The organism is Enterobacter sp. MGH 24 (assembly GCF_000493015.1).
GTDB lineage: Bacteria > Pseudomonadota > Gammaproteobacteria > Enterobacterales > Enterobacteriaceae > Enterobacter.
In genome coordinates this window covers 353,083-371,045 of the sequence record NZ_KI535657.1, presented here as the reverse complement: position 1 = coordinate 371,045, position 17,963 = coordinate 353,083, and the positions used below count along the sequence as shown (strand labels likewise).

General features: G+C 57.7%; 19 protein-coding genes and 2 tRNA genes. 14 read left to right on the top strand and 7 right to left on the bottom strand.

Annotation, left to right across the window (positions count from 1 at the left end; genetic code table 11):
- The first annotated feature begins 139 nt into the window (after positions 1-139).
- A complete protein-coding gene (gene norR / locus L370_RS19965) occupies positions 140-1,654 on the top strand; it encodes a nitric oxide reductase transcriptional regulator NorR (protein ID WP_023333194.1) in 1,515 nt (504 codons plus the stop codon).
- Here the strand turns inward: norR and gutQ are convergent.
- From gutQ to srlA, 7 genes are all read right to left on the bottom strand, one after another.
- Positions 1,651-2,616 carry an arabinose-5-phosphate isomerase GutQ gene (gutQ, locus tag L370_RS19970; RefSeq protein ID WP_023333193.1) on the bottom strand — a complete coding sequence of 322 codons (966 nt, stop codon included), beginning with the start codon at positions 2,614-2,616 and terminating at the stop codon, positions 1,651-1,653. The two genes, norR and gutQ, sit on opposite strands and share 4 nt — an antisense overlap.
- Entirely contained in the window at positions 2,609-3,382 is a 774-nt protein-coding gene (locus tag L370_RS19975; protein ID WP_023333192.1) for a glucitol operon DNA-binding transcriptional repressor SrlR, read from the bottom strand. The genes gutQ and L370_RS19975 overlap by 8 nt, the downstream gene beginning before the upstream one ends.
- A 63-nt stretch (positions 3,383-3,445) precedes the next feature.
- On the bottom strand, positions 3,446-3,805 hold the full coding sequence (gene gutM, locus L370_RS19980) for a transcriptional regulator GutM (protein ID WP_010434428.1): 360 nt from the start codon (positions 3,803-3,805) through the stop codon (positions 3,446-3,448).
- Between the two features lie 93 nt (positions 3,806-3,898).
- Entirely contained in the window at positions 3,899-4,678 is a 780-nt protein-coding gene (srlD, locus tag L370_RS19985) for a sorbitol-6-phosphate dehydrogenase (protein ID WP_023333191.1), read from the bottom strand.
- A gap of 14 nt (positions 4,679-4,692) precedes the next feature.
- Complete coding sequence (gene srlB / locus L370_RS19990; RefSeq protein WP_023308951.1) at positions 4,693-5,055, bottom strand: PTS glucitol/sorbitol transporter subunit IIA; 363 nt, start codon at positions 5,053-5,055, stop codon at positions 4,693-4,695.
- A gap of 12 nt (positions 5,056-5,067) precedes the next feature.
- A complete protein-coding gene (locus L370_RS19995) occupies positions 5,068-6,027 on the bottom strand; it encodes a PTS glucitol/sorbitol transporter subunit IIB (RefSeq protein WP_023333190.1) in 960 nt (319 codons plus the stop codon).
- Positions 6,024-6,587, bottom strand: coding sequence for a PTS glucitol/sorbitol transporter subunit IIC (gene srlA / locus L370_RS20000; RefSeq protein WP_023333189.1), 564 nt, complete (start codon positions 6,585-6,587; stop codon positions 6,024-6,026). The genes L370_RS19995 and srlA overlap by 4 nt, the downstream gene beginning before the upstream one ends.
- Positions 6,588-6,840: 253 nt before the next feature.
- On the opposite strand from srlA, the gene mltB reads away from it, so the two are divergent.
- The 13 genes from mltB to L370_RS20065 all read left to right on the top strand — a co-directional run bounded on the left by mltB (position 6,841) and on the right by L370_RS20065 (position 17,910).
- Entirely contained in the window at positions 6,841-7,941 is a 1,101-nt protein-coding gene (mltB, locus tag L370_RS20005) for a lytic murein transglycosylase B (RefSeq protein ID WP_023333188.1), read from the top strand.
- Between the two features lie 269 nt (positions 7,942-8,210).
- Positions 8,211-8,864, top strand: a complete 654-nt coding sequence (locus L370_RS20010; RefSeq protein WP_023333187.1) for a metal ABC transporter ATP-binding protein — start codon at positions 8,211-8,213, stop codon at positions 8,862-8,864.
- Entirely contained in the window at positions 8,861-9,721 is an 861-nt protein-coding gene (locus tag L370_RS20015) for a metal ABC transporter permease (RefSeq protein ID WP_023333186.1), read from the top strand. Before L370_RS20010 ends, L370_RS20015 begins: the two co-directional genes overlap by 4 nt.
- Before the next feature lie 14 nt (positions 9,722-9,735).
- Positions 9,736-10,614 carry a metal ABC transporter substrate-binding protein gene (locus tag L370_RS20020; RefSeq protein WP_032666508.1) on the top strand — a complete coding sequence of 293 codons (879 nt, stop codon included), beginning with the start codon at positions 9,736-9,738 and terminating at the stop codon, positions 10,612-10,614.
- Between the two features lie 129 nt (positions 10,615-10,743).
- Positions 10,744-11,241 carry a nicotinamide-nucleotide amidase gene (gene pncC, locus L370_RS20025; protein ID WP_023333184.1) on the top strand — a complete coding sequence of 166 codons (498 nt, stop codon included), beginning with the start codon at positions 10,744-10,746 and terminating at the stop codon, positions 11,239-11,241.
- Positions 11,242-11,330: 89 nt separating this feature from the next.
- Positions 11,331-12,389, top strand: coding sequence for a recombinase RecA (gene recA, locus L370_RS20030; RefSeq protein WP_023308943.1), 1,059 nt, complete (start codon positions 11,331-11,333; stop codon positions 12,387-12,389).
- 68 nt (positions 12,390-12,457) lie between these two features.
- A complete protein-coding gene (gene recX, locus L370_RS20035) occupies positions 12,458-12,958 on the top strand; it encodes a recombination regulator RecX (protein ID WP_023333183.1) in 501 nt (166 codons plus the stop codon).
- Between the two features lie 131 nt (positions 12,959-13,089).
- Positions 13,090-15,717 carry an alanine--tRNA ligase gene (alaS, locus tag L370_RS20040; protein ID WP_023333182.1) on the top strand — a complete coding sequence of 876 codons (2,628 nt, stop codon included), beginning with the start codon at positions 13,090-13,092 and terminating at the stop codon, positions 15,715-15,717.
- Between the two features lie 241 nt (positions 15,718-15,958).
- Positions 15,959-16,144 (top strand): carbon storage regulator CsrA, encoded by a 186-nt coding sequence (gene csrA, locus L370_RS20045; protein ID WP_000906486.1) that lies wholly within the window; start codon positions 15,959-15,961, stop codon positions 16,142-16,144.
- A 342-nt stretch (positions 16,145-16,486) separates the two neighbouring features.
- Positions 16,487-16,579 (top strand) — tRNA-Ser (locus L370_RS20050).
- Positions 16,580-16,583: 4 nt separating this feature from the next.
- Positions 16,584-16,660: transfer RNA gene (locus L370_RS20055), tRNA-Arg, on the top strand.
- Positions 16,661-16,918: 258 nt separating this feature from the next.
- Positions 16,919-17,485, top strand: a complete 567-nt coding sequence (gene yqaB, locus L370_RS20060; RefSeq protein ID WP_023333181.1) for a fructose-1-phosphate/6-phosphogluconate phosphatase — start codon at positions 16,919-16,921, stop codon at positions 17,483-17,485.
- On the top strand, positions 17,482-17,910 hold the full coding sequence (locus L370_RS20065) for a YqaA family protein (RefSeq protein WP_008499541.1): 429 nt from the start codon (positions 17,482-17,484) through the stop codon (positions 17,908-17,910). Before yqaB ends, L370_RS20065 begins: the two co-directional genes overlap by 4 nt.
- Positions 17,911-17,963 lie beyond the last annotated feature (53 nt).

Genomic DNA, 17,963 nt, shown 5'->3' with positions numbered 1-17,963 from the left:
TATCAAGTTGCGTGCCAGTTTTTAATTTACTGATTTTTATTAATTAATTTTTTCATGACCCATAATGGGTAGTCATTATGACTATCAAAAACAGTGTCACTATGACAACATGCATTGTCAAAATGACAGCGAGGTCAATATGAGCTTTTCCGTCGACGTGCTGGCGAAGATCGCCATTGAGCTGCAGACCGGTATCGGCCATCAGGACCGCTTTCAGCGGCTGATTTCCACGCTGCGCCACGTGCTGGCGTGCGACGCCTCGGCGCTGCTGCGCTACGAGGGACGGCAGTTTATTCCGCTGGCTATCGACGGGCTGGCGAAGGACGTGCTCGGGCGGCGTTTCACCCTTGAAGGCCATCCGCGTCTGGAAACTATCGCCCGCGCGGGTGACGTGGTGCGTTTCCCGGCGGACAGCGACTTGCCCGACCCGTACGACGGGCTGATTCCCGGGCAGGAGAGCCTGAAGGTGCACGCCTGTATCGGCCTGCCGCTGTTTGCCGGACAAAACCTGATTGGCGCACTGACCCTCGACGGCCTGTCGCCGGACCAGTTCGACACCTTTAGCGACGAAGAGCTGCGCCTGATTGCCGCCCTGGCCGCCGGGGCGCTGAACAATGCCCTGCTGATTGAACAGCTGGAGAGCCAGGACATTCTTCCCGGCAGCCCGGCGGCGTTTGAGCAGGTGACGCACACGGAGATAATCGGCCTTTCGCCGGGCATGGCGCAGCTCAAAAAAGAGATTGAGATTGTTGCCGCTTCAGACCTGAACGTGCTGATCTTCGGGGAAACCGGCACCGGTAAGGAGCTGGTGGCGAAGTCCATTCACGAAGCTTCGCCGCGCGCGGTGAAGCCGCTGGTGTACCTCAACTGCGCCGCGCTGCCGGAAAGCGTGGCGGAAAGCGAGCTGTTTGGTCACGTTAAGGGGGCGTTTACCGGGGCCATCAGCAACCGCAGCGGCAAGTTCGAAATGGCCGATAACGGCACGCTGTTTCTGGATGAAATCGGCGAGCTTTCCCTTTCACTTCAGGCCAAGCTGCTGCGCGTGCTGCAGTACGGCGATATCCAGCGGGTAGGGGATGACCGCAGTCACCGAGTGGACGTTCGCGTGCTGGCGGCCACCAACCGGGACCTGCGCGAGGCGGTGCTGGCCGGGGAGTTCCGCGCCGACCTGTTCCACCGTCTGAGCGTGTTCCCGCTCACGGTGCCGCCGCTGCGCGAGCGCGGGGACGATGTGCTGCTGCTGGCGGGCTTTTTCTGCGAGCAGTGCCGTCTCAGAATGGGGCTTTCCCGCGTGGTGCTGAGCCCGGGGGCGAGGTCGCATCTGTTGAGCTACGGCTGGCCGGGCAACGTGCGCGAGCTGGAGCATGCGATCCACCGCGCGGTGGTGCTGGCGCGGGCGACGCGTTCGGGGAATGAGGTGGTGATTCACGCCCGGCACTTTGCGCTGTATGAGGAAAGCGCCCCGGCCGTGAAGGCTGCTGCGCCTGAGAGCGTAAACGAGAACCTGCGCGAGGCGACGGAAGAATTTCAGCGTCAGATGATTACCCGCGCGCTGGAGCAGAATAACCGCAGCTGGGCGGCGTGCGCCCGGGCGCTGGAGATGGACGTCGCCAACCTGCATCGGCTGGCGAAGCGTCTGGGACTGAAGGGTTAGATAATCCCGGCCTGATAGAAATCCTGCAGGTTGATGGCGCCGCACAGCCTGCCGGCGTCATCCACCACCGGCGCGGCGGTGATTTTGCGCTTCATCAGCACCTCTTTGGCTTCAATGGCGCGGCTTTCGGCGTTAAGCGTCAGCCCGCCTTTGGTCATGGCGTCCGACACGTTTGTTTCCAGCCTGCCGCCGCCCACCAGCCAGCGGCGCAGGTCGCCGTCGGTGAACACGCCCTTGACGCTCCCGCTGTCGTCGCACACCGCAACCAGCCCCAGGCCGGTGCGGCTCAGCTCCAGCATCGCGTCCATGACGCTGGTATCAAGTTTAACCTGCGGAATGGCATCGTCGGTGCGCATCAGGTGGTGAACTTTGTTGAGCAGGCGTGCCCCGAGCGCGCCCGCCGGATGCGAACGGGCGAAATCTTCTTCGTTAAAGCCGCGCGCCTGCATCACCGCCATGGCCAGCGCGTCGCCCATCATCAGGGTGTTAACGGTGCTGGAGGTCGGGGCAAGGTGCATCGGACAGGCTTCACGCTCAACGGAAATATCCAGCGTCGCTTTGGCGGCCAGCGCCAGCGGCGAGCGGGATTTGCCGGTCATCGCCAGCAGGGCGACCGATTTTTCCTGCAGGCGCGGAATAATCAGGTCCAGCTCTTTGGCCGAACCGGAGTAGGAGATAAACAGCATCACGTCGCGGCTTTCTATCATCCCCAGATCGCCGTGCAGCGCCTCTGCCGGATGCACGAAGAACGCCGGGGTGCCGGTGCTGGCGAGGGTCGCGGCAATCTTTTTGCCGATATGGCCGGATTTACCGATGCCCGCTACGATCACTTTGCCTTCGCAATGGATAATGGTGTTGGCGGCGCGGACAAAATCCTCGCCCAGACGTTCCGGCAGGCGGCTGGCTTCCTGCAGTTCCAGCATCAGCGTTTGGCGGCCCGTTTCTAACAGAAAATCACTCATCTCTTTCTCCGGTTACGATCACGTCGATGCCTTTCTCTTCCAGCGCTTTCCTGAACGCCGGGTCGATACCCGCGTCGGTAATCAGCTTATCAACGCTTTCAAGGCTACAGACAATGTTGGGGCTTTTGCGGCCAAACTTCGACGAGTCTGCCATCAAAATCACTTCCCTCGCGGCGTTGCACATGGCTTTACTGACGCTGAACACCTCGTTGAAGGTGGTGACGCCCGCGTTCAGGTCGATGCCGTCGGTGCCCATAAACAGTTTATCGAAGCTGAAGTGGTCGAAGGCGTTCTCCGCCAGCTGCCCGTGAAACGACGCCGATTTTTTGCGGAAGGTGCCGCCGGGCATCAGGATGGTCTGCTCGCTGTCGAACTCCGACAGGGCGTTGACGATGTGCAGGCTGTTGGTCATCACCGTGATGTTGTTAAAGCGGCTGAGCAACGGGATCATCTGCAGGACGGTACTGCCTGCATCCAGAATGATGGAATCACCGTCCTGGATAAATTTTACGGCAGCTTCGGCAATTAGCGCTTTCTGGTGGGTATTGATCAGCGTTTTGTGATCGATAGGCGGGTCCGCTTCGTCCTTATTGAGCACCACGCCGCCGTAGGTTCGAATGACGGCGCCAGAGTTTTCGAGCAATACCAGGTCCTTGCGTATTGTCGTGCCGGTGGTGTCAAAGTAGTGGGCCAGATCCTCTACCGAACATTTTCCCTGCTTTTGCAGATGTTCGAGAATGGCCGCCTGCCGCTGACGAGGTTTCATAGGCGCTTCGTTCCTTAGGTTGCGAAATGATAATTTCGCAAGTCTATAGCTTTCACAACGAAATTATCCATGTTTCAGATTAAGCGCTAATGATAGTGCATTCTGACAGAGTGGATCATGGGGAAAGATCACATCAGGCCGTAATTCCTGCAGCGAAATGCCGTTGATTGCCTGGATTTTCACCGGACGGGCGAAGACGGTCATACCGCGCATGATGAGGGAATCGCAGACGTTATTGTTTTCATCCAGCGCAACGGCGACGACCACGCGCGGTTTGAAGCGTCCGCCGGAACGCCCGACCCCGACGCGACCTTTCTGGCACAGGGCATCAAACGCGCGGTTAAACTGGTGGATCTGCCAGCCGCCAAACGCCATCTGGCACAGCCAGGCGAGGGCGGCGACGGTGATGAGTGCGGTTACCATATTTCACTCCTTAATTGCCGGGTGGCGGCTGCGCCTTACCCGGCCTACGGGGTTTTGTAGCCCCGGTAAGCGCAGCGCCACCGGGGAGTGAACTCAGAACATGACCTGCCCGCCGGTGACGTTAATCGACTGCCCGGTGCAGTACGAGGCTTTCGGGCTGGCGTAAAACAGCAGCATATTCAGCACGTCCTGATAATCGCACCCGCGCTTCAGCGGCACTTTATCGATGTAGTACTGCTCCACTTCTTCAGCCTTGATGCCGAGCTTGGTGGCATACTGCGGCAGCAGGGACTGGAACATCGGCGATTTCAGCAGGTTGCCCAGCATCAGCGAGTGAACGGTAATGCCGTACTCGGCCAGATCCAGCGCCAGAGACTGCGTCAGCCCCACGCCGCCAAACTTCGCCGCGCTGTAGCCGGAGTTATGCTTGCTGCCCACTTTCCCTGATTTTGAGTTGATCTGAATGATGCGTCCCTGAATGCCGTCGCGGATCATCAGGCGGGAAAACTCGCGGGCGCAGAGGAAATAGCCCACCAGGTTCACCTGCAGCGAACGGTCAAAATCCCCCAGCTCGAAATCGCTGATAAAGGCCGCTTTCGCAATCCCCGCGCTGTAGACCAGCAGGTCGGCACGCCCGAAGATTTCGTCAACGCCGCGGGCCAGCGCCATCACGCTCTGCTCGCTGGTGGCGTCGGCCCCAAATCCGTAGGCCCTCCCTTCACCAAACTCGGTGTTGATGGTGTCCGCCACCCGGGCGGCTTTTTCACTCTGAATGTCCACTACCGCCACGCGGTTACCCTCTGCGGCAAGCCCACGGCAGAGGAACTCGCCTAAGGTTTGTCCCCCACCAATGACAACGGCAACCTGACTCATGTGTTTCTCCTTAATTACGCAACAAATTTTAACGTGCAGCCTGGGGTGACAGCCTGCGGAACCGGGCCCGCTACGTGAACCGTACCGGGATACTCGGCCTGCGGCTGGCCGTCGAAACGCAGGGTGATGTGCCCCAGCTCGCGCAGGTTTTGCTCGGCCACGTCGCCGACGGCGGTGACGGCATAGCGCGCCTCGCCCAGCTCCAGCTGGCTTCCTGCCTTCAGCTCGCCCTTCAGCTCGCCGTGGCAGTGGATAAAACAAAACTCTTCGATATCCGCAGGCGCCCCTTCGCGGAAGGTGATCAGCATCTGGTCGCTCAGCGCGTCGGCCGCGCTCTGGCCGATGCGGGTAATGGTGGTCTGGTAAATGACGGTCATCGCAGGAACCTCTTATTGATAAATAAAGCCGGAGACAAACCAGGCAATCAGCACCGTCGGTGCGCCCGTCAGGAAACGGCTCACCAGCACGGACGGCACGCCCACGCGCACGGTGTCCTGGCGCGCTTCGGCCAGCGACAGCCCAACGGGGATGAAGTCGCACGCTGCCTGAGCGTTAATGGCAAACAGGGCGGGCAGGGCGAGGTGCGGAGGGATGTTCCCCATACCGATCTGCACGCCAATCAGCACGCCGATGACCTGGGCAATCACCGCGCCCGGGCCGAGGAACGGCGACAGCAGCGGGAAGGAGCAGATCAGCGCCAGCGTGACCAGCCCGAGCGGGTGGCTGGCGAGCGGGGCGAGGCCGTGGGCAATCCAGTCCCCCAGGCCGGACGCCATGATGATGCCGATCAGCGCCGAGACGAACGCCATAAAGGGCAGGATGGTTTTCAGCACCGTGTCGATGGTGTCGCGCCCGGACTGGAACAGCACTGCCACGGCGGAACCCATTCCCATCCCGACCTTCGCCAGCAGGCCGTCGCTCTGCTCGGTGATTTTCTTGCTGGGGTCGTACTCGCGCGGGGCCGCTTTTTGCGGCGCGGCAGTGCCATTCACCAGCGTGATGTTGTCCTCCTTCACGCCCGAGACATAAATGTCCTCAAGGATGTACTGCGCCAGCGGGCCGGATTTTCCGGTGGAGTGAATATTCACCGTCGGAATGCGGCGCTTCGGATAGATGCCGCAGCGCAGCGTGCCGCCGCAGTCGATCACCGCCACGCCGATTTCCGCTTCCGGCGGTTCGCCTTCTTTGAAGCCGTCGACCGCTTCCCAGCCGGTCAGCTCGCGCAGCCTGTCGACGATCGCCGGGCGCGTCCCTGCGGTGATGTAGACGATCTTTTTGCCTTCGGTGGCGTCGAACTCCAGCGGGCCGCCCCAGCCGCCCGTGCCTTTCTCAATGCGGATCCGGTTCATGCTGTGGCTCCTGAAAGATGGACTTTTTGTTCAAGCTGGATGCCCATTTTTTTCTCGAAAATGGCGGTGGTGAGGTCGGTCACCCAGCCGCGGAAGAAGTTGGTGACCAGGCCGACCAGCAGGTAGCTCACCGCGAGCGGGCCGAGCGGCAGGCCAAGGGTGGTGAGGCCGCTGGCAATACCGAGATAGACAAACAGCTCGCCGGGGTTGATGTGCGGGAACAGGCCGTTCATGGAATGGCAGCTGTAGGAGGCGGCGGCGTAGTAGCTCGGCTTGTACTTTTCCGGCATGAAGCGACCGAGGCTTAAGGTCATCGGGTTGCAGAACACGAAGGTGCCGATGAAGGGTAAAACCAGGTAGCGGGACAGCGGATTCCCGGCGCAGCGCTGGGCGAAGCGTTCAATGCGCTGCTGGCCGATAAAGTTAATCAGCGCGTTCATGATCACCAGCAGGCTGATCAGCAGGGGCAGGATCCCGGTCACCATGCCGGTGAACACTTCTCCGCCTTTCTGAAACAGCCCGATGAACCACTCGGCGCCGTGGGTGATGGTTTCTATCATTCTTCTCTCCTGTGGGGCTTTTTTGTTTTTGTCTGACTGCGGTTAATAATAATCACTTTGAAAGCTTTTAAAGTGTTAGTTAGATCTCACAATGAAAGAAAAATGGATTATTTTGAAAGTTTATTGATGGAGTGAATGGTTTTCGGTGGAAAAAAGCGCGGATTTGCGTGGGGGAGGTGCGTACCGCTTCCTTGAGGTGTCGCGGATGCTTTACCATACTGGGTTCTTATCGAACCCGTTAAATGGATGTCTCATGTTCAAGCGTCGTTATGCAGCGCTGTTGCCTGCGCTTATCCTGCTGTCTGCCTGTAGTAGCAAACCAAAGACCGAAGCCGTTCAGCAAACGGCGGGCGCGCCTTCCGGAGGATTCCTGCTGGAGCCGCAGCACAATATGATGCAGATGGGCGGCGACTTCGCGAATAACCCGGCGGCCGAGCAGTTCATTGATAAAATGGTGAGCAAACACGGCTTTGACAGGCAGCAGCTGGACGAAATTTTGTCTCAGGCCAAGCGGCTGGACTACGTGCTGCGCCTGATGGACAGGCAGGCGCCGACGGCCCAGGTGCCGAGCGGGCCGAACGGCGCGTGGCTGCGCTATCGCAAACAGTTTATTACCCCGGACAACGTGCAAAACGGCGTGGTGTTCTGGAATCAGTATGAAGATGCGCTCAACCGCGCGTGGCAGGTCTACGGCGTACCGCCGGAAATCATCGTCGGGATCATCGGTGTGGAAACCCGCTGGGGCCGCGTGATGGGTAAAACCCGCATTCTGGACGCGCTGGCGACGCTCTCCTTTAACTACCCGCGCCGCGCGGAGTACTTCTCTTCCGAGCTGGAAACCTTCCTGCTGATGGCGCGCAGCGAGCAGGACGATCCGCTCGATCTGAAAGGGTCGTTTGCCGGCGCGATGGGCTACGGCCAGTTTATGCCGTCCTCCTATAAGCAGTACGCGGTCGACTTTAACGGGGATGGTCACATCAACCTGTGGGATCCGGTGGATGCCATCGGCAGCGTGGCGAACTACTTCAAAGCGCACGGCTGGACGCCGGGCGGCCAGGTTGCCGTGCAGGCGAACGGCGAGGCGTTTGGTCTGGAAAACGGCTTCAAAACCAAATACAGCGTTGCGCAGCTGACGGCGGCAGGCTTAACGCCAACCCAGCCACTGGGCAATGTCGATCAGGTGAGCCTGCTGCGTCTGGACGTGGGAACCGGCTATCAGTACTGGTACGGCATGCCGAACTTCTACACCATCACCCGCTATAACCACAGCACTCACTATGCGATGGCCGTATGGCAGCTGGGGCTGGCGGTATCGCAGGCCCGCGTGCCGGCAGCGTCGCCGTTTAGTCAGTAAGTCATTTTATTCCCCCTCTCCCCGTGGGAGAGGGCTGGGGTGAGGGCACCCGCGCGCACCTATTTCCTGCAGAAACATTTCGCCACACTCCCTTTTCAAACCCGCCATTTACATCTTAGCCGCCTTTCATTATTGTTATGTTATAACATTTAATTTGGTGTCGACATGTCAACGTCCCTTTTTTCTCTGTCTGCTCTGGTTCGGCTTTTGCTGGCGCTGGTGCTGGTTGTCTTTATCGGGCTGGCCGTGCGCTGGGCGGTGGCATTGCCATGATCGTGATGAACGAACTGGTCGCGGGCTATGACCGCCAGCCCGTTACGCGTCCTCTTTCGGGGGTGATCGAACGGGGGAGCATGACCGCCATTATCGGCGCTAACGGCTGCGGGAAATCGACGCTGCTGAAAACGCTGGCGGGGTTTATTCCTCCCGTCAGCGGCGGTTTCCGCTGGCGGGGGAAGCGCCCGGTCATCGGCTGGCTGGCACAGCGTCACGCGCTGGAGGCGCAGTTTCCGCTGACCGTACAGGACGTAGTAAGCATGGGCTGCTGGCCGGGCATTTCGCTTTTTTCCGGGTTTCGTCGCGAAACGCGGCTGCGCATTGCCAGCGCGCTTGAGCGTGTCGGGCTTGAGTCCATGGCGTTATCCACCATTGATGAACTCTCCGGCGGTCAGTTTCAGCGCATGCTCTTTGCCCGCGTTCTGGTGCAGCAGGCGCCGCTGGTGATGCTGGATGAACCCTTTACCGGCGTCGATGAGGGCACCTGCAACGTGCTGATGGATTTGATGCTGGAGATGTATAGGCAGGGGCAAACGCTGCTCGCGGTACTGCACGACAGCGAGCGCGTGTCGCGCCACTTCCCGCAGACGCTGCGGCTGGATGCTGACGTTCCCCAGTGGAAAACCGAGCGGGTGAGGGTGGCATGATCTGGCATCTCTTTTTTCAGCCGTTTATTGAGTACGGCTTTATGCGTCGCGCGCTGGTGGTTTGCCTGGCGCTCTCCGTTAGCACCACCGCGCTCGGCGTGTTTCTTCAGCTGCGTCGGATGAGCCTGATGGGCGATGCCCTTTCTCACGCCATTTTGCCGGGTGTCGCCGTGGGGTATTTGCTCAGCGGGATGTCGCTGCTGGCGATGAGTATTGGCGGTTTTATCGCGGGCATTACCGTGGCGCTGTTGGCCGGTCTGGTCAGCCGACGCACGCCGCTGAAAGAAGATGCCAGCTTTGCCGGGTTTTATCTTGGCTCACTGGCGCTGGGCGTCACGCTGGTGTCGCTGCGCGGGTCGAATGTTGATCTGCTGCATTTGCTGTTTGGCTCCATCCTCGCCGTGGATAACGACGCCGCGCTGTTTGTCACGGGCGTTTGTATGTTCACCCTTATCACGCTGGCGCTGCTTTATCGCGGGCTGGTCACTGAAGCGTTTGATACCGCCTGGCTGCAGGTGAACGCCCGCTGGCTGCCTGGCCTGCTGCACGGACTGTTTCTGGCGCTGCTGGTGCTCAACCTGGTGGCCGGTTTTCAGGTGCTCGGCACGCTGATGGCCGTCGGGCTGATGATGCTTCCGGCGGTGGCGGCGCGCTGCTGGGTGCGCACCTTACCCGGCTTGCTGTTGATGGCAGGAATTAGCGGCGTTATCTGCGCGTGGCTCGGGCTAAGCCTCTCCTGGGCGGCGAGTTTACCGGCCGGGCCATCCATCGTGCTCACCGCCAGCGGGCTGTTCTTTATTTCCATTTTACTGGGGACGCGAAGCAGGCTCGCTGGCAGCCTGCGGGCGTATTTTTAACGCAAGGGGAAACGATGAAACGTACAGGATTAGCAGTGGCGCTCGCGCTGGGGATGATGTCGCACGGCGTGATGGCGAAAACGCTGAATGTGGTCACCAGCTTTTCGATACTGGGGGATATCACGCAGGAGGTAGGCGGTGACCATGTGAACGTGACGACGCTGGTCGGGCCGGACGGCGATCCGCATACCTTCGAACCGTCGCCGAAAGACAGCGCGGCGCTGAGCAAGGCCGATGTGGTGGTGGTAAACGGCCTGGGGCTGGAGGGCTGGCTTGACCGCCTGGTGAAAGCCTCCGGATTCAAAGGACAGCTGGTCGTCGCCTCTACCGGGGTGAAAACCCACACGCTTGAGGAAGATGGAAAGACTGTGACCGATCCGCACGCGTGGAACAGCGCGGCGAACGGTGCGCTCTATGCAAAAAATATTTTGACCGGGCTGGTGAAAGCCGATCCGGATGACAAATCCGCGCTGGAAGCCTCTGGCAAAACGTATATTGCGCAGCTCAGCCAGCTGGATAACTGGGCCAAAACGCGCTTTAGCGCAATCCCGCAGGAAAAACGTAAAGTGCTGACCAGTCATGACGCGTTCGGCTATTTCAGCCGCGCCTACGGCGTGACGTTTATGGCGCCGCAGGGGCTGTCGTCTGAGAGCGAAGCCAGCGCGGCGCAGGTCGCTGAGATTATCAATCAGATCAAAGCCGACGGCGTGAAAACCTGGTTCATGGAGAATCAGCTCGATCCGCGTCTGGTTAAGCAGATTGCGTCGGCGACGGGCGCGCAGCCTGGGGGCGAGCTTTACCCCGAAGCGCTGTCGGCAAAAGGCGGGGTGGCTGACACCTACGTTAAGGCGTTTCGCCACAATGTGAATACCCTCGCTGAGAGCATGAAATAACCTTTCCACCGCCGGTACGTCCGTACCGGCTTTTTTCTGAAGCCCCCTCGTAAAACCTGAAGTGCATCCCCACATCTGACGAGAAAGTGCTATCTTGTGCAGCACGTTTTTCTGATGCCTGGAGCGAGAATGACTGACCATGAATTGATGCAGCTTAGCGAGATCGTTGGCCTTGCGCTGAAGCAGCGCGGCGCGACCATCACCACCGCGGAATCCTGCACCGGCGGCTGGGTGGCGAAAGCGATTACCGATATTGCCGGGAGTTCCGCCTGGTTTGAACGCGGTTTTGTGACCTACAGTAACGAAGCTAAAGCCCAGATGATTGGCGTGCATGAATCCACGCTGGAACAGCATGGCGCGGTCAGCGAACCGGTGGTGATCGAGATGGCCATTGGTGCGCTCAAAGAGGCGCGCGCAGATTACGCGATTTCCATTAGCGGCATTGCGGGCCCGGGCGGCGGCAGCGACGTGAAGCCTGTCGGCACCGTCTGGTTTGGGTTCGCCACGTCCAACGGGGAAGGGATCACCCGCCGGGAGTGCTTCAGCGGCGATCGCGAAAGCGTGCGTCGTCAGGCAACCGTTTATGCGTTAAAAACGCTCTGGCAACAATTTCTACAAAACACTTGATACTGTATGACCATACAGTATAATTGCACCAACAGAACAGAAATCCACGGTGAAGCACAGTCGCTTCTCCCGGCATGACAGGAGTAATAATGGCTATCGACGAAAACAAACAGAAAGCGTTGGCGGCAGCACTGGGCCAGATCGAAAAGCAATTCGGTAAAGGCTCCATCATGCGCCTGGGTGAAGACCGTTCCATGGACGTGGAAACCATCTCCACCGGTTCGCTTTCTCTGGATATCGCGCTGGGCGCTGGCGGTCTGCCAATGGGCCGTATCGTAGAAATCTACGGGCCAGAGTCCTCCGGTAAAACCACCCTGACGCTGCAGGTGATTGCTGCGGCACAGCGCGAAGGTAAAACCTGTGCGTTTATCGATGCCGAGCACGCGCTGGACCCTGTTTATGCTCGCAAGCTGGGCGTGGATATCGACAACCTGCTGTGTTCTCAGCCGGACACCGGCGAGCAGGCGCTGGAAATTTGTGACGCGCTGGCGCGTTCGGGTGCCGTTGACGTTATCGTGGTCGACTCCGTTGCCGCACTGACGCCAAAAGCCGAAATCGAAGGTGAAATCGGCGACTCTCATATGGGCCTCGCGGCACGTATGATGAGCCAGGCGATGCGTAAGCTGGCGGGTAACCTGAAGCAGTCCAATACGCTGCTGATCTTCATCAACCAGATCCGTATGAAAATTGGCGTGATGTTCGGTAACCCGGAAACCACTACCGGTGGTAACGCACTGAAATTCTACGCCTCTGTCCGTCTGGATATCCGCCGTATTGGCGCGGTGAAAGAGGGTGAGAACGTGGTCGGTAGCGAAACCCGCGTGAAGGTTGTGAAGAACAAAATCGCCGCGCCGTTCAAACAGGCTGAGTTCCAGATCCTCTACGGCGAAGGGATCAACTTCCTCGGCGAGCTGGTTGACCTGGGCGTGAAAGAGAAGCTGATTGAAAAAGCGGGCGCCTGGTACAGCTACAACGGTGACAAGATTGGTCAGGGTAAAGCGAACGCGATCTCCTGGCTGAAAGAGAACCCGGCTGCGGCGAAAGAGATTGAGAAAAAGGTGCGTGAGCTTCTGCTGAACAACCAGGACTCCAAACCTGATTTCGTGGTGGATGCCGCAGATGCTGAAGAAACCAACGAAGACTTTTAATTCTTTCGTTTAAAAATGAAGGGCTGCTGATGCGGCCCTTTTTGCATTTCTGAATCAGCAGGTTTTTTATGAGTGAACCGACAACGCGTCGACCCGCGTATACACGCTTACTGGACCGCACGGTGCGCATCCTGGCCGTTCGTGACCACAGTGAACAGGAGCTGCGGCGAAAACTGTCGGCTCCGGTGATGAGTAAAAACGGCCCGGAAGAGATTGATGCCACGGCGGAAGATTATGACCGCGTCATCGCCTGGTGCTATGAGCATCGCTATCTTGATGACGAGCGTTTCGCCTCGCGGTTTCTCGCCAGCCGGGGCCGCAAAGGATATGGGCCCGCGCGCATCCGGCAGGAGCTGAACCAGAAAGGGGTGGCCCGGGAATCCATCGAAAAAGCGATGCGCGAATGCGACATTGACTGGTGCGAGCTGGCAAAAGAGCAGGCCATTCGTAAGTACGGCGAACCGCTGCCGCGTGAATTTTCAGAAAAAGTTAAAATCCAGCGCTTTTTGCTCTACCGCGGCTTCCTGATGGAAGATATTCAGGATATCTGGCGTAATTTTGCCGATTGAACGCATGCGGGATTTTACTTCCCACTAAAGAAAACTTATCTTATTCCCACTTTTTCCAGTAGCTGGTCTGTCCAACGGTTTACCGATACAGGCTGGCTACGACATTTCGTTAGCTTGATTTCAGGATAATTATGAGCAAGAGCACCGCTGAGATCCGTCAGGCGTTTCTCGATTTTTTCCATAGTAAGGGACACCAGGTTGTTGCCAGCAGCTCCCTGGTACCGAACAACGATCCGACTCTGCTGTTTACCAACGCCGGGATGAACCAGTTCAAGGATGTGTTCCTTGGTCTCGACAAGCGTAATTATTCCCGCGCCACAACCTCACAGCGTTGCGTGCGTGCGGGCGGTAAACACAACGACCTGGAAAACGTCGGTTACACCGCGCGTCACCATACTTTCTTCGAAATGCTGGGTAACTTCAGCTTCGGCGACTACTTCAAACACGATGCTATTCAATATGCGTGGGAACTGCTGACCGGTGAAAACTGGTTCAACCTGCCGAAAGAGCGTCTGTGGGTTACCGTCTATGAAACCGATGACGAAGCCTACGAAATCTGGGAAAAAGAAGTCGGGATCCCGCGCGAGCGCATTATTCGCATCGGTGATAACAAAGGCGCGCCATACGCGTCTGACAACTTCTGGCAGATGGGTGACACCGGCCCTTGCGGTCCGTGCACCGAGATCTTCTACGATCACGGTGACCACATCTGGGGCGGCCCTCCGGGCAGCCCGGAAGAAGACGGCGATCGCTACATTGAGATCTGGAACATCGTCTTCATGCAGTTCAACCGTCAGGCTGACGGTACCATGGAGCCGCTGCCGAAACCTTCCGTTGATACCGGTATGGGCCTGGAGCGTATTGCCGCGGTTCTGCAGCACGTTAACTCCAACTACGAGATTGACCTGTTCAGCACCCTGATCAAAGCCGTTGCCGAAGTGACCGGCGCGACCGATCTGAACAACAAATCGCTGCGTGTTATCGCGGACCACATTCGTTCCTGTGCGTTCCTGATTGCCGACGGCGTTATCCCGTCGAATGAAAACCGTGGCTACGTGCTGCGTCGTATCATTCGTCGCGCCATTCGTCACGGCAACATGCTGGGCGCGAAGGACACCTTCTTCTATAAACTCGTTGGGCCACTGATTGGCGTGATGGGTTCAGCCGGGGACGAGCTGAAACGCCAGCAGGCGCAGGTTGAACAGGTTCTGAAAACCGAAGAAGAGCAGTTTGCCCGTACGCTGGAGCGCGGTCTGGCGCTGCTGGACGAAGAGCTGGCGAAGCTTAAGGGCGACACGCTGGACGGCGAAACCGCTTTCCGCCTGTACGACACCTACGGCTTCCCGGTTGACCTGACGGCAGACGTTTGCCGCGAGCGCAACATCAAAGTTGACGAAGCGGGATTCGAAGCCGCGATGGAAGAGCAGCGTCGTCGTGCGCGTGAATCCAGCGGTTTCGGTGCGGACTACAACGCGATGATCCGCGTTGATAGCGCGTCAGAATTCAAAGGCTATGAGGCGCTGGAACTGAGCGGCAAAGTGACCGCCCTGTTTGTTGACGGTAAAGCCGTGGACAGCATCAGCGCGGGTCAGGATGCGGTTGTCATTCTGGACAAAACGCCGTTCTACGCGGAATCCGGCGGCCAGGTTGGCGATAAAGGCGAACTGAAAGGCAACGGTTTCAGCTTCAGCGTCAGCGACACCCAGAAATACGGTCAGGCGATTGGTCACCAGGGCAAACTGGTTTCCGGTTCTCTGAAAGTGGGCGAGGGCGTACAGGCTAACGTGGATGAAGCTCGCCGCGCGCGCATTCGCCTGAACCACTCTGCAACGCACCTGATGCACGCCGCCCTGCGCGACGTACTCGGTACCCACGTTGCTCAGAAAGGGTCTCTGGTAAACGACAAAGTGCTGCGCTTCGACTTCTCGCATTTTGAAGCGATGAAGCCGTCTGAAATCCGCGCGGTGGAAGATCTGGTGAACGCGCAGATCCGTCGTAACCTGCCAATCGAGACCCACATCATGGATCTCGAGGACGCGAAGAAAAAAGGTGCGATGGCGCTGTTTGGTGAGAAATATGACGACCGCGTTCGCGTGCTGAGCATGGGCGACTTCTCTACCGAGCTGTGCGGCGGTACGCACGCATCGCGCACCGGGGACATTGGCCTGTTCCGCATTGTTTCCGAGTCGGGTACGGCGGCAGGTGTGCGTCGTATTGAAGCGGTGACCGGTGAAGGTGCGATTGCCAGCCTGCATGCGCAGAGCGATCAGCTGCACGACATCGCGCAGCTGCTGAAAGGCGATAGCCAGAACCTGGGCGAGAAAGTGCGCGTTGCGCTGGATCGCACGCGTCAGCTGGAAAAAGAGCTGCAGCAGCTGAAAGAGCAGGCTGCGGCGCAGGAGAGTGCAAACCTCTCCAGCAAGGCTGTAGACATTAAGGGCGTCAAACTGCTGGTCAGCGATCTGGCGGGCGTTGAGCCTAAGATGCTGCGTACTATGGTCGACGATCTCAAGAACCAGCTTGGTTCTACCGTTATCGTGCTGGCGACAGTGGCAGAAGGTAAGGTTTCTCTGATTGCGGGCGTCTCTAAGGATGTGACCGACCGCGTAAAAGCAGGGGAACTGATTGGTATGGTCGCTCAGCAGGTGGGCGGCAAAGGTGGCGGTCGTCCGGACATGGCGCAAGCCGGTGGTACGGATGCGGCGGCACTTCCGCAAGCTTTGGCCAGCGTTGAAAGCTGGGTAAGCGCGAAACTGTAATAACTACAAAGCACAAGCAGACGCCATAGCGGTAACGTTATGGCGTCTTGTTCACTGTGCTATCGATAACGATAAAGTCAGGTTGAGTTTGTGTATATCGGCTAAACTTACGTTTAACAGAATGTGATGCCGTGACTGCTTACACTTTACGTGTTTGTCATCGCTTACTTTTTGGCGTTATATGATGGATAATGCCGGGATACAAGAGACCCGACTCTTTTAATCTTTCAAGGAGCAAAGAATGCTGATTCTGACTCGTCGAGTTGGTGAGACCCTCATGATTGGGGATGAGGTCACCGTGACAGTTTTAGGGGTAAAGGGTAACCAGGTACGTATTGGTGTTAACGCTCCTAAAGAAGTATCTGTCCACCGTGAAGAGATCTACCAGCGTATCCAGGCTGAAAAATCCCAGCAGTCCAGTTACTGATATTGTCGCGTCTCGCTGTCGGGCGAGACGCAACCCTCCTGTCATTTTTCCTGCTCAACGTTACCGTTTAATTTCAAACGCTCTCTTTTTAACCACTCCGTTACCCTAAACTCGCCCTTACGCTGCCATTTCTGCAAAGGTTTTCTGTGAAGATGCCTACAAAATCCGCTTATAAAACACCCTCTTTGCGGCTTTTACATGCGAATTGCGTGTGATTTGTGCAAACGATAAAAGCTTTTGGAAAATTGTTTGACTTATAAGTCCCAGAAAGTAATATATGCGCCACGCAGCGACGAGAAGCTCTTAACGAGTCACTCGAAGCACTCGAAAGAGGCGTTGTGTGGTGAGGTGGCCGAGAGGCTGAAGGCGCTCCCCTGCTAAGGGAGTATGCGGTCAAAAGCTGCATCCGGGGTTCGAATCCCCGCCTCACCGCCATTTTGCATCCGTAGCTCAGCTGGATAGAGTACTCGGCTACGAACCGAGCGGTCGGAGGTTCGAATCCTCCCGGATGCACCATATTCTCCTGGATAACAGCGATGCTGTTGTTTTAAGGTCTGCGAGTTAATCGCAAGCACCAGGGAGGATAACGTTGCTAAAGCAACGGCCCGCAGGGCGAGGCGTAAGCCGAGTAATCCTCCCGGATGCACCATCTCTTCTGTTATTCCCTTCGATGTTTAGTTCTTAATCACTCTCGTAGTTATCACTTCGCAATCAGCGACAAAAATCACCATTTACGATAAAGTAATGCTTTGTTAATCGTTTAGCGAGAGCACGATGTACGCACAGTATGATGGTTTGATCTTCGATATGGATGGCACCATCCTGGATACCGAACCCACGCATCGTCAAGCCTGGACTGACGTCCTGGGCCGCTACGGTATGCGTTTCGATCTTCAGGCGATGATTGCCCTCAACGGATCCCCTACCTGGCGTATTGCGCAGGCCGTGATTGAACTGAATCAGGCCGATCTCGACCCGCACCTGCTCGCGCGCGAAAAAACCGATGCGGTAAAAGCCATGCTGTTAGATACCGTACGCCCTCTGCCGCTGATTGATGTGGTAAAAGAGTGGCACGGGCGCCGCCCGATGTCGGTAGGAACGGGCAGTGAAAGCGCGATTGCAGAAGCTTTACTCAACCATCTTGGCCTGCGCCACTATTTTTCTGCCGTGGTCGCCGCCGATCATGTTAAACATCACAAGCCCGCACCGGACACCTTCCTGCTTTGCGCAGAGTTAATGGGCGTCCCGGCGGCAAAATGCGTTGTGTTTGAAGATGCCGATTTCGGTATTCAGGCCGCGCGTGATGCCGGCATGGCCGCGGTGGATGTGCGCTTACTGTGAGTGACGCGCTGTCACTCGCCTCATTATTCGCCAGCAGTTTTTTAAGCGCCACGCTGTTACCGGGAAATTCGGAAGTGGTGCTGGTGGCGATGCTGTTGTCCGGCGTGAGTCAGCCCTGGCTGCTTGTATTAATAGCAACAATGGGTAATAGCCTTGGAGGGCTGACTAACGTTATTCTTGGGCGTTTCTTTCCGCTGCGCGAAAAATCGCGCTGGCAGGAAAAGGCAGTCGGCTGGCTAAAACGCTATGGCGCTGCCACGCTGTTATTAAGCTGGATGCCTGTAATAGGCGATTTACTGTGTCTGCTGGCGGGATGGATGCGCATCTCCTGGGGACCGGTGCTCTTTTTTTTGTGCCTTGGCAAGGCGTTGCGCTATGTTCTCGTGGCGTGGGCAACACTACAGGGTATGACGTGGTGGCACTAATTGGTGGAATGAATACGCGACCTTCAATCGTCAACCATTACAATTATGCTGAG

Coding starts and splice junctions, on each gene's coding strand:
- L370_RS19975 (WP_023333192.1), bottom strand. CDS start 3,382: ATGAAACCTCGTCAGCGGCAGGCGGCCATTCTCGAACATCTGCAAAAG.
- L370_RS20020 (WP_032666508.1), top strand. CDS start 9,736: ATGAAACGTACAGGATTAGCAGTGGCGCTCGCGCTGGGGATGATGTCG.
- alaS (WP_023333182.1), top strand. CDS start 13,090: ATGAGCAAGAGCACCGCTGAGATCCGTCAGGCGTTTCTCGATTTTTTC.
- csrA (WP_000906486.1), top strand. CDS start 15,959: ATGCTGATTCTGACTCGTCGAGTTGGTGAGACCCTCATGATTGGGGAT.
- mltB (WP_023333188.1), top strand. CDS start 6,841: ATGTTCAAGCGTCGTTATGCAGCGCTGTTGCCTGCGCTTATCCTGCTG.
- srlB (WP_023308951.1), bottom strand. CDS start 5,055: ATGACCGTCATTTACCAGACCACCATTACCCGCATCGGCCAGAGCGCG.
- recA (WP_023308943.1), top strand. CDS start 11,331: ATGGCTATCGACGAAAACAAACAGAAAGCGTTGGCGGCAGCACTGGGC.
- L370_RS19995 (WP_023333190.1), bottom strand. CDS start 6,027: ATGAACCGGATCCGCATTGAGAAAGGCACGGGCGGCTGGGGCGGCCCG.
- pncC (WP_023333184.1), top strand. CDS start 10,744: ATGACTGACCATGAATTGATGCAGCTTAGCGAGATCGTTGGCCTTGCG.
- L370_RS20010 (WP_023333187.1), top strand. CDS start 8,211: ATGATCGTGATGAACGAACTGGTCGCGGGCTATGACCGCCAGCCCGTT.
- yqaB (WP_023333181.1), top strand. CDS start 16,919: ATGTACGCACAGTATGATGGTTTGATCTTCGATATGGATGGCACCATC.
- srlA (WP_023333189.1), bottom strand. CDS start 6,587: ATGATAGAAACCATCACCCACGGCGCCGAGTGGTTCATCGGGCTGTTT.
- recX (WP_023333183.1), top strand. CDS start 12,458: ATGAGTGAACCGACAACGCGTCGACCCGCGTATACACGCTTACTGGAC.
- gutQ (WP_023333193.1), bottom strand. CDS start 2,616: ATGAGTGATTTTCTGTTAGAAACGGGCCGCCAAACGCTGATGCTGGAA.
- srlD (WP_023333191.1), bottom strand. CDS start 4,678: ATGAGTCAGGTTGCCGTTGTCATTGGTGGGGGACAAACCTTAGGCGAG.
- norR (WP_023333194.1), top strand. CDS start 140: ATGAGCTTTTCCGTCGACGTGCTGGCGAAGATCGCCATTGAGCTGCAG.
- L370_RS20015 (WP_023333186.1), top strand. CDS start 8,861: ATGATCTGGCATCTCTTTTTTCAGCCGTTTATTGAGTACGGCTTTATG.
- gutM (WP_010434428.1), bottom strand. CDS start 3,805: ATGGTAACCGCACTCATCACCGTCGCCGCCCTCGCCTGGCTGTGCCAG.